Genomic DNA, 16,736 nt, shown 5'->3' on the forward strand with positions numbered 1-16,736 from the left:
GCTGCGGGGCTTTTTGAGCATAAGCGATTGGTTCGCTTATGGGGAAGGAATGATAAGCTGTTGTCCTGGATAAATCAGATGAGGATTTTTTAGCTTATTCACTTGCTGAAGCCTTTGCCACGTTGTTTTGTGCTGCCTTGCAATTTTAGATAGCGTATCGCCTTTTTTCACGATGTACATATTCACTTGCGCTGCAGGCTTACCTTGCGTGTTGTTGCTTCCAGTATTGTTTGAGCTACTTGAGTTGTTAGCGTTGTTGGACGGTTTAGCTGGCTTCTCAGCAACCGTTTCATTCGTTACATTACCGTTTCCACCGGCAGCAGGCTTACTGCTGTCTTTCTGTTTCGCTTCTACTATAATACGCTGCTCAACCTGAGGTGAGATGGTGTCCTGCTTCTGAATGAATCGGATAAGCTCTTCATCAAGTGTTCCAGCGTTATTAATGATCGTATTGTCAGCCAGCATTGTATATTCGTCGCCACCTGCAGCTAAGAAATCATTCGTTGCAAGGGTGTACGTACGATTTAGCTCAAGCGCTTTGCCATTCACAGTGACGCTATGAACACGATCACCAGCTTCAGCTTCCGGATCGATTTTATAGGTAATGCCAGATACGTGCGTGAACGCGCCCTTAGCTGCAGGGTAACCGCCAGCACCTACCTCGAGTGCATCCTTCAGCTCTTGTCCCGTTACTTCAATTGTCACGATAAAGTTACCAAAAGGTAGAACTGTAATAACGTCACCTTTAGTAATTTCACCTGACTCGATCGAGGCACGAATACCGCCGCCGTTCGTGATTGCAGCATCGGCACCTGTTGAAGCAACCATTGCATCCGTAATCAGGTTGCCAAGATTCGATTCGCCTGTACGAACGACCTCACGTTCTCCAATGAGCTTCACATCGGTTTTGCCGATCACTTGATCAAGAATGACTTGCTGAGCTTCCGTCGTTTTCTTAACAAGCGCAGCTACCTCAGGGTGTGCAGGCAACGTTGACGCATCATCAGCAGTAATATAATGTGATTGCTTGTCGACAAGCTTGCCATCCTCCAGCACGAGGGTAATGATACCAACCTGTTCTCCATATTCGCCAAACTGAACGAGAAGTGCATCATTTACCGTTCGATTGATAAGCTCATGACTATGTCCATCAATAACTACGTCAATACCATCTACTTTTTCAGCTACAGCATCGGAACGATTAGCAGCGATCGTAGAGCCATCTGTTCCTAAATGTGCGAGATTAATAATGACGTCAGCCTTGTCCTTCAGCGTGTTGACCATTTCTTGCGCTGCAGTTGCAGGGTCTGTGAACGTAATTCCAGCTACGTTGTTCGGATGTGTTTTATAGACAGTTTCAGGTGTTGCAATTCCGAAAATACCTAGCTTAATTCCATCCATTTCTTTGACCACATATGGTTCATATGCGTAAGAGCCGTCTGTCTTCTTAACGTTTGCAGCTAGAATCGGGAATGCTGCTTGCTCGCCAAGCTCATGTAGGCGATCGGAGCCATAATTGTAGTCATGGTTCCCTGTAGTCATCGCTGCGTAGCCAATTTCATTCATAAGCTCAATAATACTTGAGCCTTCTACTAGTGTAGAGAAGGTTTGGCCGTGTAAAGTATCGCCTGCGTCAAGCACAATGGTATTGGGATTGATCGCACGAGCTTGTTCTACGATCGTTGCGATCTTCGCGTAGCCCATGCCACCGTCTTCATATACACGGGAGTGGATATCGTTTGTGGCAACGATTTGCAATCTAATTTGATCAGATTCCGTTAATTCATAGATCGCAATTGTGCCGCTAAGCTCGTTCGCAACAAGCAGCAGCGCTTCACCTGTTGGGCTGTTGCTTGCATCGATAAACGTCAAGCCCTCAGGTGCAACATCACCGGATGGGATTTCTTCATCCGCATCATAGCTGCGAGAAGAAAAGTAAAGATCAAACACAGGAGCTGCAGGGTTAGACAGATCATATGCCATAATTCCACCTGCACGCTCTAAGCCTACGAATGCGTAGCTAGTGTCGCCTACCTTACCCACGGTTACGGCCTCTGGCTCCACACCTTTATCGTCAGAACGGCTATCGACGCTGTTTTCAGCATTATCTGTATTGAAGCCAGCAGGGTTAGCTAGCTTGGTGATGCGTTCAAATTGATCACCACTGTCAAATACAAGCTCCATCGTATCAGCATCCCATATGGAGAAGGAGCGCGTGCCATAGGAATATATTGCTTCCTGCTTGCCGTCCTTGTTCAGTGCTACACTTGTCGTTGTTTTTAGTCGGCCAAGCTGCTCATCAGCAAACATCGTTTCTGCCATGGCATCCAGCTGCTCCTGAGTAAAGCCTTTATAATAGGAAGCATCAAGTGCGATGCGATCAGCTAGATCCTTAACACGAGCCTCTTCTGAGAAGCCATCATAATCCTTAGCATCGCCTTCGTTGGCAGTTAAGATATAGCTTTTACCATCTACCGTATACATGCTCATACCGTCTGGCATAAACATGCCTAGCACAGGCCAGTTTTTTAGACTTGCTACTCCGTCCTTATCTGAGGCATCGAGTGCGTATCCTGGCAACGAATGGTCGATTACTCCTAGATCATGTACGTCTGTAATTTGCTTTGTCTTCAGATCAAGCACCGCGATAGCATTGCTTTCCTGAAGCGCCACATAAGCCTTGCTGCTGTCATCTGCTACAACTATGTATTCTGGCTCAGCGTCCTCGCTGAAGCTTGCTCCTGGCTTCACGATACGAATGCCATCTGCCTCTACTTTATCGAAGCCTGCTGTCGTAACAGCACTTGCTGATATGCTTTGAACTCCTTGCTCAACGTTAATGATGCTGACAGAGCCAACGGGATCAATCGTGTAATCGTCGTTGGGCTGCCCTTCATTGGCTGCGAGCACATGCTTGCCATCTGGTGTAAAGGTAACCATATCAGGCAGAACACCTACCTGAACATGATTAAGATATGTTCCATCATGACGAATGAAGATAATGTAGCCTGCATCTGTCACGGGATCGGCAGGCGCTGCTATGGCGACGTACTCGTTCGACGGATGGATAGCGACGCTAGTAATGTCGCTTAATGATAAGCTTTGCTTGCTTAATTGCTCGAGAGAGATTCTCTTTGTAAGCTGTATTTCATGAATAGCGTTGCTCTTGCTCTTTGCAGAGGATAAGGACGATATAGATATAATATCTAACGCTTTTTCGGCACCATTAACAGAATACATTTGTTGGTGCAGTGAATCATAGGCGACAATTTCAGTGCCTCCCTCCTCGAATGCAGCACCACTTGAATAACGTGCGATTAGTCTCGCTTCCAAGTCACCTTGTCCAGCAAAAGACAGCCAGGCTTCCGATGTAGGTGCGCCAGCTTCGGCTTGGATCGTTGGGACTTGAGCTGTTAACAATGAAACAGATAGACCGATCGCTAATAATCCACTTTTGAAGTTCATTCATTTCCCTCCCAATGATATATATCGGACTAAATGTAACAAGTGATTGTCAGCCTATTGTTAACGATTTTTTAAGGAATTATAAAGTTTGCATACAGAGATAGATAAATCTGTTAATATTGAAATTAGGAAATTCACAAAGCAGAAGCTTGATGACGTACCATCTTCACGGTCCTGAAGTCTCTGCGTATTGAACCTTTATTAAGAATAGAAACCGATAACAGTTGATCGATCGAAAATTGATATGTCGGTTAAGAAGATGAACGGGAAGGGTCGATAGCAATGATTGAGGCTAATACAGATAAGAAATGGTTACCTCTATATGAAGCGCTGGCAAGTGAAGTGCGCTTAGAAATGATTAAGCTATTGTCGCATGACTCGATGAACGTAAAACAGCTAGCCGCCTCACTAGAGCTAAGCAGTGCAATTGTGACGATGCATGTTAAGAAGCTTGAAAAGGCGGGACTTGTGTCTACGAGAATGGTTCGTAAGGATGGCGGTACACATAAAATGTGTTCACTTGCCGTGCATGATATTCATATCGAGTTTCCTTTTCAAAGCGTCGGTCAATATAAATGTCATGAGGTTACGATACCGATCGGACATTATACGGAATTTGATATACATCCTACATGTGGCTTAGCGACCCCGGAGCGTGTAATCGGGCAGTTTGATGATCCGCGATACTTCTACACTCCGGAGCGGGTGAATGCAGGGATTTTATGGCTCGGTCATGGGTACTTGGAATATAAAATACCAAACTATTTGCTTACGAATCAAAAAATGATAGCAATCGAAATTTCACTTGAGCTCGGATCGGAAGCACCAGGCTATAATGAAAACTGGCCATCAGACATATTTTTTCAGATTAATGGCACGGAAGTAGGAGTGTGGACAAGTCCAGGTGACTTTGGTGAAGAGCGAGGCAGATTTTCACCATCCTGGTGGGGAGACCCGGTCAATCAATATGGCTTACTTAAAGTATTGCGCATAGATGACACGGGCAGCTGGATCGATGGTCAGCAAATTTCTGACGTAACACTTCACGATCTGAAGGCCGATCGTAATGTTTGGAGCTTTAAGCTAGGCGTCAAGGAAGATGCGCGTCATGTCGGTGGGTTAACCTTGTTCGGCAAAGGCTTTGGCAACTATAGTAGAGATATATCATTTCGTACCTATTATGAATAGAAGTACCACAACAAGAAGCATCGGAACAGGGAGACCGCAGCCGATGCTTTTTAAGTGAGTCAATAATCTTTAACTTAAGATATTTAGAGTTATAAAAAAAGATTCAAGTTTTCTACCGTTTTGACTTATAATAGCAATATAAGGAGGGAGTGCTGTTGCGAACGTTTTCACGATTTTTAGCAAGCTATAAGCTCTACGCGATATTTGCGGTTAGTTTAATGCTAATTGAGCTAGTTGTTGAGGTTGCACAGCCTTTCATGATGTCTAAGGTTATTGATGAAGGCATCGTCGCTGGGCGGACAGAAAGTATTTTTTTATGGGGGGGCATATTACTCGGAACTACCATTCTAGCATTTGGTGTTGGAATTATAGGCTCCTTTTATTCAGCCTATGTAAGTCAAAATTTCGGCTATGATGTTAGGCAAAAGCTATATGAAAGTATTCAGCGCATGAGCAGCAGTGTATTCGGCAAGCATGAGGAGGCATCACTGCTTACTCGCATTAGCAATGACGTCAATCAGGTGCAAAACGCTGTATTTATGGGAATGCGTATTATGCTTCGCGCGCCGCTCCTCGTCATATGCAGCTTAATTATGGCGATGGCATTAAACATGCAGCTGGCAATATATTTGCTTATTGCTTTTCCCATTCTAGCTGTATTCCTTGGCTGGCTAATGGTACGTAACAATAAACTTTTCCGTAAAGTACAGGAAAAGCTAGACCAAGTCAATAAGGTTATGCAGCAAAGCTTAATGAGTGTCCGTCTTATTCGAGTTTTTGGGCGAATGAGCTATGAAAGCAAGCAATTCCAACAGAAGAACAATGAGCTGCGTGCACGCACCGTTGCAACGATGATTCTTGCCGAGCTATCTAATCCTGTTGTGCTTGTATTAATTAACGGCTGTATCCTACTGATGCTGTGGGCAGCACGTGATCAATTAAACAGTGGTTCCAATGTATCGGTTGGGGAAATCGTCGCGATTGTAAACTATGCAATGCGTATCACCGGGGCATTGTCGATGATTTCGATGATTGTTAATACGATTGCAAGGGCATCTGCTTCGATGCAAAGGATCGATGAGGTGTTTGAATCTGCTGATCAAGAGCAGGACCATGCAAAGAGCCAGTCTGCAAGCTCGCAGATTAATGGTGACATCAGCTTTACAGATGTCAGCTTCTCATATCCTGAATCCTCTCTGCAAACGCTGTCACAGATCTCGTTCAAAGCGAGGGCAGGTAGTATGCTGGCTATTATGGGGGCAACCGGCTCTGGAAAGTCCAGCCTTCTGCAGCTCATCCCGAGGATGGTGGATCCCGATGCAGGAGTAATTACGATTGATCAGAAGCGGCTTGATCATTACTCACTTCACAAGCTCCGCAACAACATTGGCTATGTCCCGCAGGAGATATTGCTGTTTACAGGAACGGTTGCAGATAACATACGGTGGGGAAAGCTAGACGCTACAATGGAGGAAGTAGTGTGGGCAGCAAAGCAGGCACAAATTCATGAGGCAATTATGGATCTGCCGCAGGGGTATGAAACGATGATTGGTCAAAAAGGTGTGAATCTATCTGGCGGACAGAAGCAGCGTGTAAGTATTGCAAGAGCATTAGTCCGCAAGCCATCTATTCTTCTGCTAGATGATTGCACGAGTGCTCTCGATGTCGAAACAGAGCGTAAGCTTCTTGATGCAATTAGCAAGCTGTCCTGTACGGTGTTGATCATTACGCAAAAAATGAGTACAACGGTTCGTGCTGATTCCATATTAATTCTGGATGAAGGACAAGTGATCATGCAAGGAACGCACGAGCAGCTTATGCTGCAATCTACGCTTTACCAAAAAATCGTTGAATCGCAATGGGGAAAGGAGCGTGAAGCACAGTGGACGAACAACAATATCAAACACGAGCTCACCGCACCTTAATCGGTAGAATAAAGCTGTTTTTTATCGCTCCATTCTCCTATGCAAAGCCAAGTGAGTTCCTTGCACAGGAAGGCTTTGGTGATGAGAGCTCGTCAAAGGGACTTGGGCTTGGTGGTGCTCCTGGTCGTGCACCAGAGCGTGTAAAGCGTCCCGATCAAATGTGGAATACACTCAAACGGATATGGGGGTATCTCGCAACGTATCGAGGTCGTTTAATTGCAGTGCTCCTAATGATCGTCGCAGCAACTGGATTGTCACTGCTAGGACCTTATATGGTCGGTCATATGATTGATCATTATATTATGGAAGCACGTGATGGATTACTTATGATGCTCTTGCTTACAGCACTTATCTATGGTGGGCAGGCGCTGTCCGCTTGGCTGCAAAACATATGGATGATTCAGGTATCTCAGCAGACCGTCTACAAGCTGCGCACGGATTTATTTGCGCAATTCCATCGCTTGCCGATCTCATTCTTTACAAAACGGCAGCAAGGAGATTTAATGAGTCGAGCGAGTAATGATATTGAGAATATTAGCTCCTCGATGAACAGCTCCTTTATTCAAATCTGCTCCAGTACGTTAACACTAGCAGGAATAATCGTGGTGATGGTCAGCCTTAGCCCGATATTAACATTGCTGACCTTTATCGTTATCCCATTGATGTTTTTCGGGATGAAATGGATCTCAAGCCGTACAAGTCGATTGTTCCGCATGCAGCAAAAGAGCTTGGGCTCTCTCAATGGATTTGTTGAGGAAACATTGTCTGGACAGAAAATTATAAAGGCGTTTGCACAGGAAGAGGCTGTCATTGCTGGTTTTACGGAGCGCAATGAGAAAATTCGTTTATCTGGTTATTGGGCACAAGCGATATCAGGATTTATTCCTAAGCTGATGAACGGGCTTAATTCTATGAACTTCGCGCTTATTGTTGGCGTTGGAGCGCTGCTTACACTTTGGACAGATTCTGTTACAGTCGGCATGATTATTATTTTTGCAGAGTATGCTCGACAGTTTACAAGACCGCTTAACGATCTAGCTAACCAGTGGAACACGTTGCTATCAGCGATTGCAGGAGCAGAGCGCGTCTTTCAAATCCTAGATGAGCCGATAGAAGTGAAGGATGAGCAAGCAGCTAAGCATTTGGCGACTGTAAATGGTGATGTTACCTTTGAAGGAGTAAACTTCCAGTACGAGGAAGGCAGACCAATTATTCAGCAGGCAAGCTTTGAAGTAAAAGCAGGTGAAATGGTCGCTTTTGTTGGACCAACCGGCGCGGGGAAAACAACATTAATTTCACTGCTATCTCGTTTTTATGAGCCTACAGGTGGGACGATTCGGATTGACGGCCATAACATAGCCAGCTATACGCGAGAAAGCCTTCGCAGCCATATGGCGTTTGTGCTGCAGGATCCTTTTCTGTTCGAGGGGACAATACTGGACAATATTCGTTATGGACGACTTGATGCCTCAGATGAGGAAGTATATGAAGCAGCAAGGCTTGCCAATGCACATTCCTTTATTATGCGACTTAAGGATGGTTATCAGACTGAGCTTAAATTAGGTGGTACGGGCATCAGTCAAGGTCAAAAGCAGCTGATAGCCATTGCAAGAGCATTAATTGCCAATCCGGCGATTCTCATATTAGATGAAGCGACAAGCAGCATTGATACCGTTACGGAAATCAAAATACAAGAAGCATTGCAGCGTCTAATGCAGGGCAGAACCTCATTTGTTATTGCACATCGACTTAATACCATTACACAAGCGGATAAAATTGTAGTGCTTGAAAAAGGTAAGATTTCTCAGATTGGCTCACATGAGGAATTGTCTAAGCAGGAAGGCTTATATCGCAAGCTTGTGCTTGGTCAGCAGTTGCTCGAGGCATAGACTAAAGGGTAGGCTTCGTAAATATAAGTAATTGATGATTGGAGAATGAATGATAAAAAGGTTAATTTTATTCTTAAGTATAGCTGCAATTGTAACGAGTGGAATAATATTTTACTGGCCACAATCATTTACAAAGGTCATTGATGAGAATGTGGATATGTATGTCCAATACTCTGAAAACGTATATGGTGAGTTTGGTTCAGTTGAGATCATGCATCTTAAAACCGATATCATTATCGAACCTGGGACACAGCCTTACGAACAATTTATGGACATCTTGCGTAACTATTCGTATCATCGCTCTCTGCGAACTTTGTTTGGAGGATCTTCGATTAAGGGTGGAGGCAATGAGTTCGTTCATATTTCGCATAACGGATTCGTTATAAGTAATATTGGCTCCAAAGAAATTCTCATCGGATCAAAAGTATATCATCTCGGCTATTGGGGTAATAAAAAAGCACAAGCAATGATAAGAGATATCAAAGCCTATGTACAAGGTAAAAACTTGTGAAAACGGACGGTCAGCTTATAGCTGATCGTCCGTTTTTGTTTCGTTAAAAAATGCTTAAATCATAATGCTGGGAAAGCTTCTCTAGCAAATCAACTCCGGCAATGCTGTTTCCTTTACTGTTTAACGCGGGTCCGATCACGCCAATTCCAACCGCACCAGGAATAAGGGTCAATATGCCACCAGACACACCACTCTTTGCAGGTATGCCAGCTTGGATCGCAAACTGCCCTGACGCATTATACATACCACATGTCACCATAAATGATTTTGCAATTTGCACATACCGTTTCGGAACGAGCTGCTTGCCACGAATCGGATCATAACCGTTGTAAGCTAGTAATAGACCCATACGCGCTAAGTCCTTGCATGTCGCATCAATCGAGCAATGGTGAAAGTACACATCGAGCACGTCATCAACCGATTGCTCGATCACACCTTTATCCTTAAGGAAATACGCCATCGAACGGTTCAGATCAGCTGTCTGCAGCTCTGACTGGTACACCGCTTCATTGTAGTTAAGCTGCTCATTGCCTGATATTAATCTGAAAAAATCGAGCACGCGATCCAGCTTATGCTGCTGAGAAGCTCCAGTAATAAGAGAGGAAATAGCAATTGCGCCTGCGTTAATAAGTGGGTTGAACGGAATGCCGGGCTGGACAAGCTCCAGCTTCAGCATCGAGTTAAAGCTGTCACCTGTTGGCTCCATCCCGACCTTATCGAATACAAGCTGCTCACCATGGTCCATAAGAGCAAGCAGTAAGGAAAACACTTTGGATATGCTTTGCAGTGTGAACACAGTCGAAGCATCACCGGCCATTGCTTCATTGCCATATCCATCGATAAGGTGAATACCGAGTGCAGCTTGATTGCCTTTTGCAAGCTCTGGAATATAGGACGCTACTTTTCCGTGCTGACATAATGATTTGCTTTTCTCGATCCATCCATCTAGCTGTTCAACTAAATGAGGTAAACGCTCTTCCATTTTCGGCATAGTATTCATTGGAAGCATCCTTTCTTTTGCACGGTTGAATTTGAGTTTTTTTGTATTGTAACATGAACGGTTCGCCATGCAAAAATACATTTATGATCAAAAAAACACTATTCATGAGTAAATATATAATGCCGCAATTTATGCATTAATATTGAATTTGATTATTAGCGCTTCGCTGAATACGCTAATCACATTCACTGTAGTGTTTGCCAAGGATGAGTACAATTTATTCGCTACTGAGATACAAATGTCTGAGTAATGCAATGTATGAGGCTTAAAGCAGCTTGCTCATTACGTAGAGAAGTGAGAACGAATTCTCCGCGGCCTCTATTACATTACAATGATGTCGAGTAAAACATTTACCGTATTAACAATAACTGTATGTTTCTGGTACACTTTAATGTAAGCGCTTTAACCCAAGGGGAGGCTAAGGAAGCAATGAGGAAATTCATCATAATTGTTTTGTCATGCGCTAGTGCAGTAATGTTCATTTTTACACTTTCCATCTTAATTCAAATCTTTAGGTACGATCTTCTTGCCCCAGATGAGCTTAGTCAGGAGCAAGCCTCCGCTTATCGTATCGTACTTATTACACAGCAAATGGACACCCCGTTTTGGAATGAGGTAGAAGCGGGGGCACAAGCAGCTGCGAATGATTATCAAGTAGAGCTTTCGGTGTGGGGCAGCTATGGAACGAATCAAGTAGATTTCTTACGCAAAATGGAGATCGCCATTGCCTCTAAAGTCGATGGCATTATCGTACAGGGGCTTGATCATGATGAATTTAATAAATTAACAACGGTCAAAGCGGCGGGTAACGGTATACCAGTATTTACGATTGCCAATGATGTCTCGATTGAAAAAAGCTTAAGGAGAACCTATATCGGCTCTGATCATAAGCGTGCTGGACAAATGATCGGACAGCAGCTGCTAGCTGACATTGGGCAAGAGGCTAAAGGTAAGGTTGTACTAATGCTTTCTGATCAAGAAGAGGATTACCAAAGTAAACGTCTCTCTGGCATATTAACCGAGCTGAATAAAGGAGCAGCAATAGAACCGTTTATCGTCATTGCCGGTGATTCACGCGAAGAAGTGATTGCCGCTACGAACGATATTATGAATCGAGAACCGAAGCTAGATGCTTTTGTTTCTATAACCTCTCATAATGCAAGTGCTATGGTCCAGGAAATTGCTAAGCGCGCAAGAATTGCTGATTTCTATCTTTACTCATTTGACGATAGTGCGGAAAGCCGTTCGCTGCTTAAGGAAGGGAAGCTGAGCGGACTTATCGAGCAATCACCAGAAACAATGGGCTATCAAAGCGTTGAGAAAATGGTGCAATGGCTGAACCGTGAGGTTTTTCCAGTGGATACGCAAGGCTACTATACCAATATACGTTTGCTGAAAGCTGAGGATATATAGGATGAATACGATACAAAAAAAGATCTATACACTCGTAGCTGTCGTTGTCTGCAGTATGGTCGTCATATGGGTCGCATTAACGTACTATAATCAAAAAATGCAAAATCAATATAATGATATTCTTCAGCGTTATCTTCAAATGAATGAGGTTAGTGCATTGAGCCGGGAGCTAGTCACCACACTAAACAATTACATACAAACTCCATCAAACGACAAGCTTTATGTGCTGGACAATGAGCGCAGAATGCTGACAGAAGCGAAGGAGCAAATTGCTCAGCTGAAAAATGATGCGAATCTATTTACTTTAACGAACTATTTGAATCTAATTGATAGCTTGATAAATTCTACGGATCGCTCTATACGCTCCTTACATGAAAACAAGAAGGAAGAATCAATAAATGATTTCACAGATGCGACGCGCCTATCTACCTATATATCTGAGATGACGTTAACTCTTTTCGATACAGAGCTGAAAACATATGATCAGTTTTATCGCGATATGATTAAGCAGTCTGAGCTGCTAAACAAGCTTGGCTTATCGATGATTGCAATGATTACGTGCATCCTGCTGTTATTCACTTATTTATTCTCATACAGCATAACAAGACCTATCTATAAGCTAACACAAGCTGCCAGAGAGCTGTCTCGCGGTAGATTCGATACGTCGGTAGAGATTGCAGGCAACGATGAAATATCCTTTCTAGCAAAAACCTTTGATAGAATGCGGGTTAATATAAACAATCTCTTTTCAGAGATACAGCATAAGGCTCAGCTGGAAAGGGAGCTGCAATCGAATAAGCTTCTGCTGCAGGAAAGTCAGCTGCTTAGCCTCCAAAGTCAAATCCACCCACACTTTCTATTCAATACGCTTGATACACTATCAAAAAAAGTGTACCTCGAAGGCTTGGAGGAGACGAGCGATTTGATTGCAAGTGTAGCTAGGTTGCTTCGCTACAGCTTAAAAAGACTTGATCGTCCAGTTACGCTATATGAAGAAGTGATGATATTAAGAGAGTATATGCTTATCCAACAAACAAGATTTACGGAACGATTGCGCTATATTGAGCATATCGATGAGAGCTGTCTATACATCCAGCTACCAGGCTTAACCTTACAGCCCATTATAGAGAATGCAGTCATCCATGCCATAGAGCCACTAGAGCACGGAGGAACGATTACTTTACATATTAGAGAAGCAAGCGATCGTATTCTTGTGGAGATTAAAGATGAAGGAATGGGCATGTCAGCCGAACGGATTCAGCAAATACTTGAGGAAGCCGAGCCGAGAAGGGACGGACATTCAACAGGCATAGGGTTTAGTAATGTCGTAAAGCGATTGCGTCTATTCTATGGTCAAGAGAATGTGATTGAGATCGATAGCAATAAAGGACAAGGCACAACCGTAAGGCTATTATTGCCAAAGTATAGAGGAGGGAACAGTGATGCTTAACATTCTTATTGTTGATGATGAGCAGATTGAACGAGAGGGGATGCGCGCAATACTGCTGCGTGCCTATCCCGATGCTGTTATTGAGCTTGCAAAGCATGGGCAGGCTGCGGTAGAACTCGTCCCTCAGTTTAAGCCGGATCTTATCATTATGGATATTAAGATGCCAGTCATGAATGGTCTGGAAGCAATCGAATGTATATCAGCAAGCTACCCGCATATTCGCTATATTATGGTCACTGCCTATGATACGTTCGAGTATGCAAGACAAGCAATAAAGCTTGGTGTGAAGGACTATATCTTAAAGCCCAGCAAAATCGCTGAGATCCAAGCGGTTGTAGGTCGTGTGCTAGAGCAGATACAGCAGGAGCGGGCCGAACAGGAACGACATGCAGTGATGCATCAAAAGCTCGATAAAATGATACCGATTGTAGAAGCAGATATCGTGACACAATTGCTGTACGACCATGTTCATGAAGTGCATTTGGATGAAATGATTAATCTATTAGGAGAATCGATGAGATGGAATACTGACGTGTTCGTGCTAGTCATTCGATTGCGTTCATATGATTCGCCTGAAAAATTACTGCAAGCGGTTAAGCTGAAGTTTAGACAATTAGGCAATGGCTGGGTTGGTGCGATGTCAGGTGGCTGCTTGCCTATTATCGGCTTCCTTGAAGGAAATCGATCGTTTCGTTCACAAGCGGCTTCGATCGTTCATGAGCTTAACTCGATGACCGAACTTAGAATGCAGCAGCAGTCAATCTGCATTGGAATTGGTGAGCCGCGACAAGCACTTAATGAGGTACGGTATTCCTATCAGGAAGCATTGCTAGCCGCTGCAGCAAGCAATGAAACGGCGAAGTACAGCTATTATGCTGACATTCATCGAGATAACCAAGCCTCCGTAAAGCTATGGAGCAGGGAGAAGGAGAAGAGAATACAGGAGCAGCTAAGACTAGGGATGTGGGATGCACTGACTTCCTCTATACTTCAGGTCATTGATCAGCTAGAAGCAAGTGGTATGAAGCTTCATCGTGCGCAACAGCATATGCTCGAGGGGATATGGTTTGTATTTTATGAAATAAGTGAATATGGAATAGAGACAGAGCTTCCATTCTATCCATTTCAGATACATACGTTCAAAGAGCTCAGATTGGAAACGGAACGACTGCTGCTGCGGTTGAGGGAGGATTGTGAGTGTAATCGAAAACAGCCCCATATCGATGTGATTCACAAAATGAAGCAATTTATTGTAGAGAACTCTCATCGTGAGCTTTCGCTTGAAATGATCTCAGGCGAAGTTGGGCTTAGTCCATTTTATATTAGCAAGCTGTTTAAGGAGCAGATCGGAATTGGCTATATCGACTTCTTAACGGAATGCAGAATAGAGAAAGCTAAAAAAATGATGAGTACAGCAGCCTACAGCTTAAAAGAGATCGCCTATGAGGTCGGCTATAACGATCCAAATTACTTTAGCAAAGTATTCAAAAAGGTTTGTGGAATGGCCCCTACGGAATATCGAAAAGCAATGAACAGTACATCGCAATAATTTACAGACGTTTGCAAGAGTTTACCGCTTTTCATCCCATCGCCACATAATTTTCCATGTTAATCTTATCCATGTAATCAATACATTTCCTTAATAATTTAGAGGAGAGATGAAGATGAGAAAGCGTAAAGTAAAGGGTGGCATGTTAGCGCTAATGCTCGCGGTGATTGTCTTGTTAGCCGCATGCAGCAGCGGAAGTAACGAGGAAGGCAGCTCAGACAAAGGCGCGAATTCCGCGAAGGAAGGCAGCATTAAAATTGGTTTTTCTATGGATACTCTTCAGGAGGAGCGCTGGCAGAAGGATAGAGATTTGTTCAAGGCTGCAGCAGAAAAGCTAGGGGCTACCGTTGAGGTGCTGGCAGCTAACAGCGATGATGCGAAGCAAATCGCACAGGCTGAATCGTTAATCTCACAGGGGGTGGACGTACTCGTTGTTGTTCCCCACAATGCGGAAGCAACGGCAGCTATTGTAGAAAAGGCACATGAAGCGGGAATTAAGGTGCTTGCCTATGACCGATTAATTAAAAATTCCGATGTTGATTTGTATGTTTCATTCGATAATGAGCGTGTTGGAGAAATGCAGGCCGAAGCGATTGTAGCTCAGGTGCCAAAGGGTAAATACGTATATATTGGCGGTTCTGAAGCAGATAACAATGCACATTTATTCAAAAAAGGCGCAATGAATATTCTTCAGCCTTATATCGATAAAGGCGACATTCAGATCGTATATGATCAGTGGTCTAAGGATTGGAACCCTGCTGCTGCTTTGTCTAATATGGAGAATGCGCTTACAGCTAACAATAACGAAATTGATGCTGTTGTTGCAGCCAATGATGGTACAGCTGGTGGTGCAATTCAAGCATTAACTGCGCAAGGTTTAGCAGGACAAATTCCGGTATCTGGTCAAGATGCAGAGCTTGCTGCGGCTCAGCGTATTATTGAAGGCACACAAACGATGACCGTTTACAAGCCAATTAAGTCATTAGCTGAGAAAGCAGCAGAGCTTGCTATTAAATTAGCGAAAGATGAAGACCCAGGAGCGGATAAAACAGTCAATAACGGAAAGATTGATGTACCGTCTATATTGCTCGATCCGATTGCCGTAACGAAAGACAATATCGATGCCACGGTTATTGCTGACGGCTTCCATTCCAAAGAAGATGTTTACAAAAATGCGAATTAAGCTAACTAACATCTATCTCTGTGAAGATGAAGTGAGGTGACAGAGCATGACGACGGCATTAGAGATGCGAAATATTACGAAGCAATTTCCGGGAGTCAAAGCTCTTGACGATGTAACCTTCACGGTGAAAAAAGGGGAGATCCATGCGCTATGTGGTGAGAATGGTGCAGGGAAATCGACTTTAATGAAGGTGCTAAGCGGGTTATATCCAACCGGTTCCTATGATGGGGAAATCGTTATTCACGGTGATGTGAAGCGTTTCTCTACGATTAAGGATGCAGAGCAGGCGGGAATTGCGATCATCTATCAGGAGCTGGCTCTTGCAAAGGATTTATCGATCGCAGAGAACTTATTTCTAGGCAAGGAGTTCGCGCGATGGGGTGTCATTAATTGGGACCGAGCATTTAAGGAAAGTGAAAAATGGTTGAAGGAAGTGGGGCTTACAGATGTAAGCCCTGAAACAAGAACGGGAACGTTAGGGATCGGGAAGCAGCAGCAGGTTGAGATTGCCAAGGCGTTATCAAAAAATGCGAACCTATTAATTCTTGATGAGCCTACGGCTGCTTTAACAGAGCAGGAGGTCGATATCCTGCTTTCAATTCTTCGTGAATTTAAGGCAAGAGGTGTAACCTGCATCTATATATCTCACAAGCTGAAGGAAGTGTTCAGTATAGCCGACTCTGTAACAGTTCTTCGAGATGGGAAAACCGTAGGCACCTATAGCATCGAAGATATTACAGAGGAAAAGGTTATTTCATTAATGGTGGGACGTGAGCTCAAGCAGCTATTTCCTAGAATTGAGCCGCAGACTGGCAGCATTGTGATGAAGGTGCAAAATTATTCAGTGATGCATCCTGATCTTCCTGGCCGTAAAGTGATTGATGATCTGTCGTTTGAGATACGCCAAGGTGAAATTTTTGGGATTGCAGGGTTAATGGGAGCTGGACGAACAGAGCTTGTAATGAGCTTGTTTGGCGGATATTCAGGAGCCGTGAGTGGAACGGTTGAGATCGAAGGGAAAAGCGTAAGAATTAAAAGCACGCAGCAGGCGATAAAGCATGGCTTAGCTCTTGTGTCAGAGGATAGGAAGAAATACGGACTTGTCCTCGGTATGGATGTTAAGAACAATATAACGCTTTCCAGCTTAAGGCACATCTCTAGCG

General features: G+C 43.8%; 11 protein-coding genes (1 of these 11 cut by a window edge). 9 read left to right on the plus strand and 2 right to left on the minus strand.

From position 1 onward, the window contains the following. Positions 1-36: 36 nt before the first annotated feature. Positions 37-3,465, minus strand: coding sequence for a choice-of-anchor I family protein (locus NSQ99_RS20335; protein ID WP_340838891.1), 3,429 nt, complete (start codon positions 3,463-3,465; stop codon positions 37-39). Positions 3,466-3,750: 285 nt separating this feature from the next. Here NSQ99_RS20335 and NSQ99_RS20340 point away from each other — a divergent pair, with 285 nt between their 5' ends. From NSQ99_RS20340 to NSQ99_RS20355, 4 genes are all read left to right on the plus strand, one after another. Beyond that, the gene (locus NSQ99_RS20340; RefSeq protein WP_340839215.1) at positions 3,751-4,653 is read left to right on the plus strand and encodes an ArsR/SmtB family transcription factor; all 903 of its coding nucleotides are present in this window, start codon (positions 3,751-3,753) and stop codon (positions 4,651-4,653) included. Between the two features lie 149 nt (positions 4,654-4,802). Continuing rightward, positions 4,803-6,578: an ABC transporter ATP-binding protein gene (locus tag NSQ99_RS20345; protein WP_445670561.1), complete on the plus strand. Its 1,776-nt coding sequence runs from the start codon at positions 4,803-4,805 to the stop codon at positions 6,576-6,578. Between the two features lie 8 nt (positions 6,579-6,586). Next, the gene (locus NSQ99_RS20350) at positions 6,587-8,467 is read left to right on the plus strand and encodes an ABC transporter ATP-binding protein (protein WP_445670571.1); all 1,881 of its coding nucleotides are present in this window, start codon (positions 6,587-6,589) and stop codon (positions 8,465-8,467) included. Positions 8,468-8,516: 49 nt separating this feature from the next. After that, positions 8,517-8,978, plus strand: coding sequence for a hypothetical protein (locus NSQ99_RS20355; protein WP_340838894.1), 462 nt, complete (start codon positions 8,517-8,519; stop codon positions 8,976-8,978). 43 nt (positions 8,979-9,021) lie between these two features. Here the strand turns inward: NSQ99_RS20355 and glsA are convergent, their stop codons facing one another. After that, on the minus strand, positions 9,022-9,969 hold the full coding sequence (glsA, locus tag NSQ99_RS20360; RefSeq protein WP_340839216.1) for a glutaminase A: 948 nt from the start codon (positions 9,967-9,969) through the stop codon (positions 9,022-9,024). Positions 9,970-10,452: 483 nt separating this feature from the next. On the opposite strand from glsA, the gene NSQ99_RS20365 reads away from it, so the two are divergent. The 5 genes from NSQ99_RS20365 to NSQ99_RS20385 form a co-directional block, all read left to right on the plus strand. Further along, entirely contained in the window at positions 10,453-11,391 is a 939-nt protein-coding gene (locus NSQ99_RS20365) for a sugar ABC transporter substrate-binding protein (RefSeq protein WP_340838895.1), read from the plus strand. A gap of 1 nt (position 11,392) precedes the next feature. Beyond that, on the plus strand, positions 11,393-12,841 hold the full coding sequence (locus NSQ99_RS20370) for a sensor histidine kinase (RefSeq protein WP_340838896.1): 1,449 nt from the start codon (positions 11,393-11,395) through the stop codon (positions 12,839-12,841). Continuing rightward, on the plus strand, positions 12,834-14,390 hold the full coding sequence (locus tag NSQ99_RS20375) for a response regulator (protein WP_340838897.1): 1,557 nt from the start codon (positions 12,834-12,836) through the stop codon (positions 14,388-14,390). The genes NSQ99_RS20370 and NSQ99_RS20375 overlap by 8 nt, the downstream gene beginning before the upstream one ends. Positions 14,391-14,499: 109 nt before the next feature. Next, entirely contained in the window at positions 14,500-15,573 is a 1,074-nt protein-coding gene (xylF, locus tag NSQ99_RS20380) for a D-xylose ABC transporter substrate-binding protein (protein ID WP_445670562.1), read from the plus strand. A 46-nt stretch (positions 15,574-15,619) separates the two neighbouring features. Next, positions 15,620-16,736, plus strand: partial view of a xylose ABC transporter ATP-binding protein gene (locus tag NSQ99_RS20385; protein ID WP_251668705.1) — the 5' portion only. Its footprint extends 407 nt past the window's final position; only the first 1,117 of its 1,524 coding nucleotides appear in the window; its start codon is at positions 15,620-15,622; its stop codon lies off the right edge, out of view.

Source organism: Paenibacillus sp. FSL W7-1287, assembly GCF_038004245.1.
Lineage (GTDB): Bacteria > Bacillota > Bacilli > Paenibacillales > Paenibacillaceae > Pristimantibacillus > Pristimantibacillus camelliae.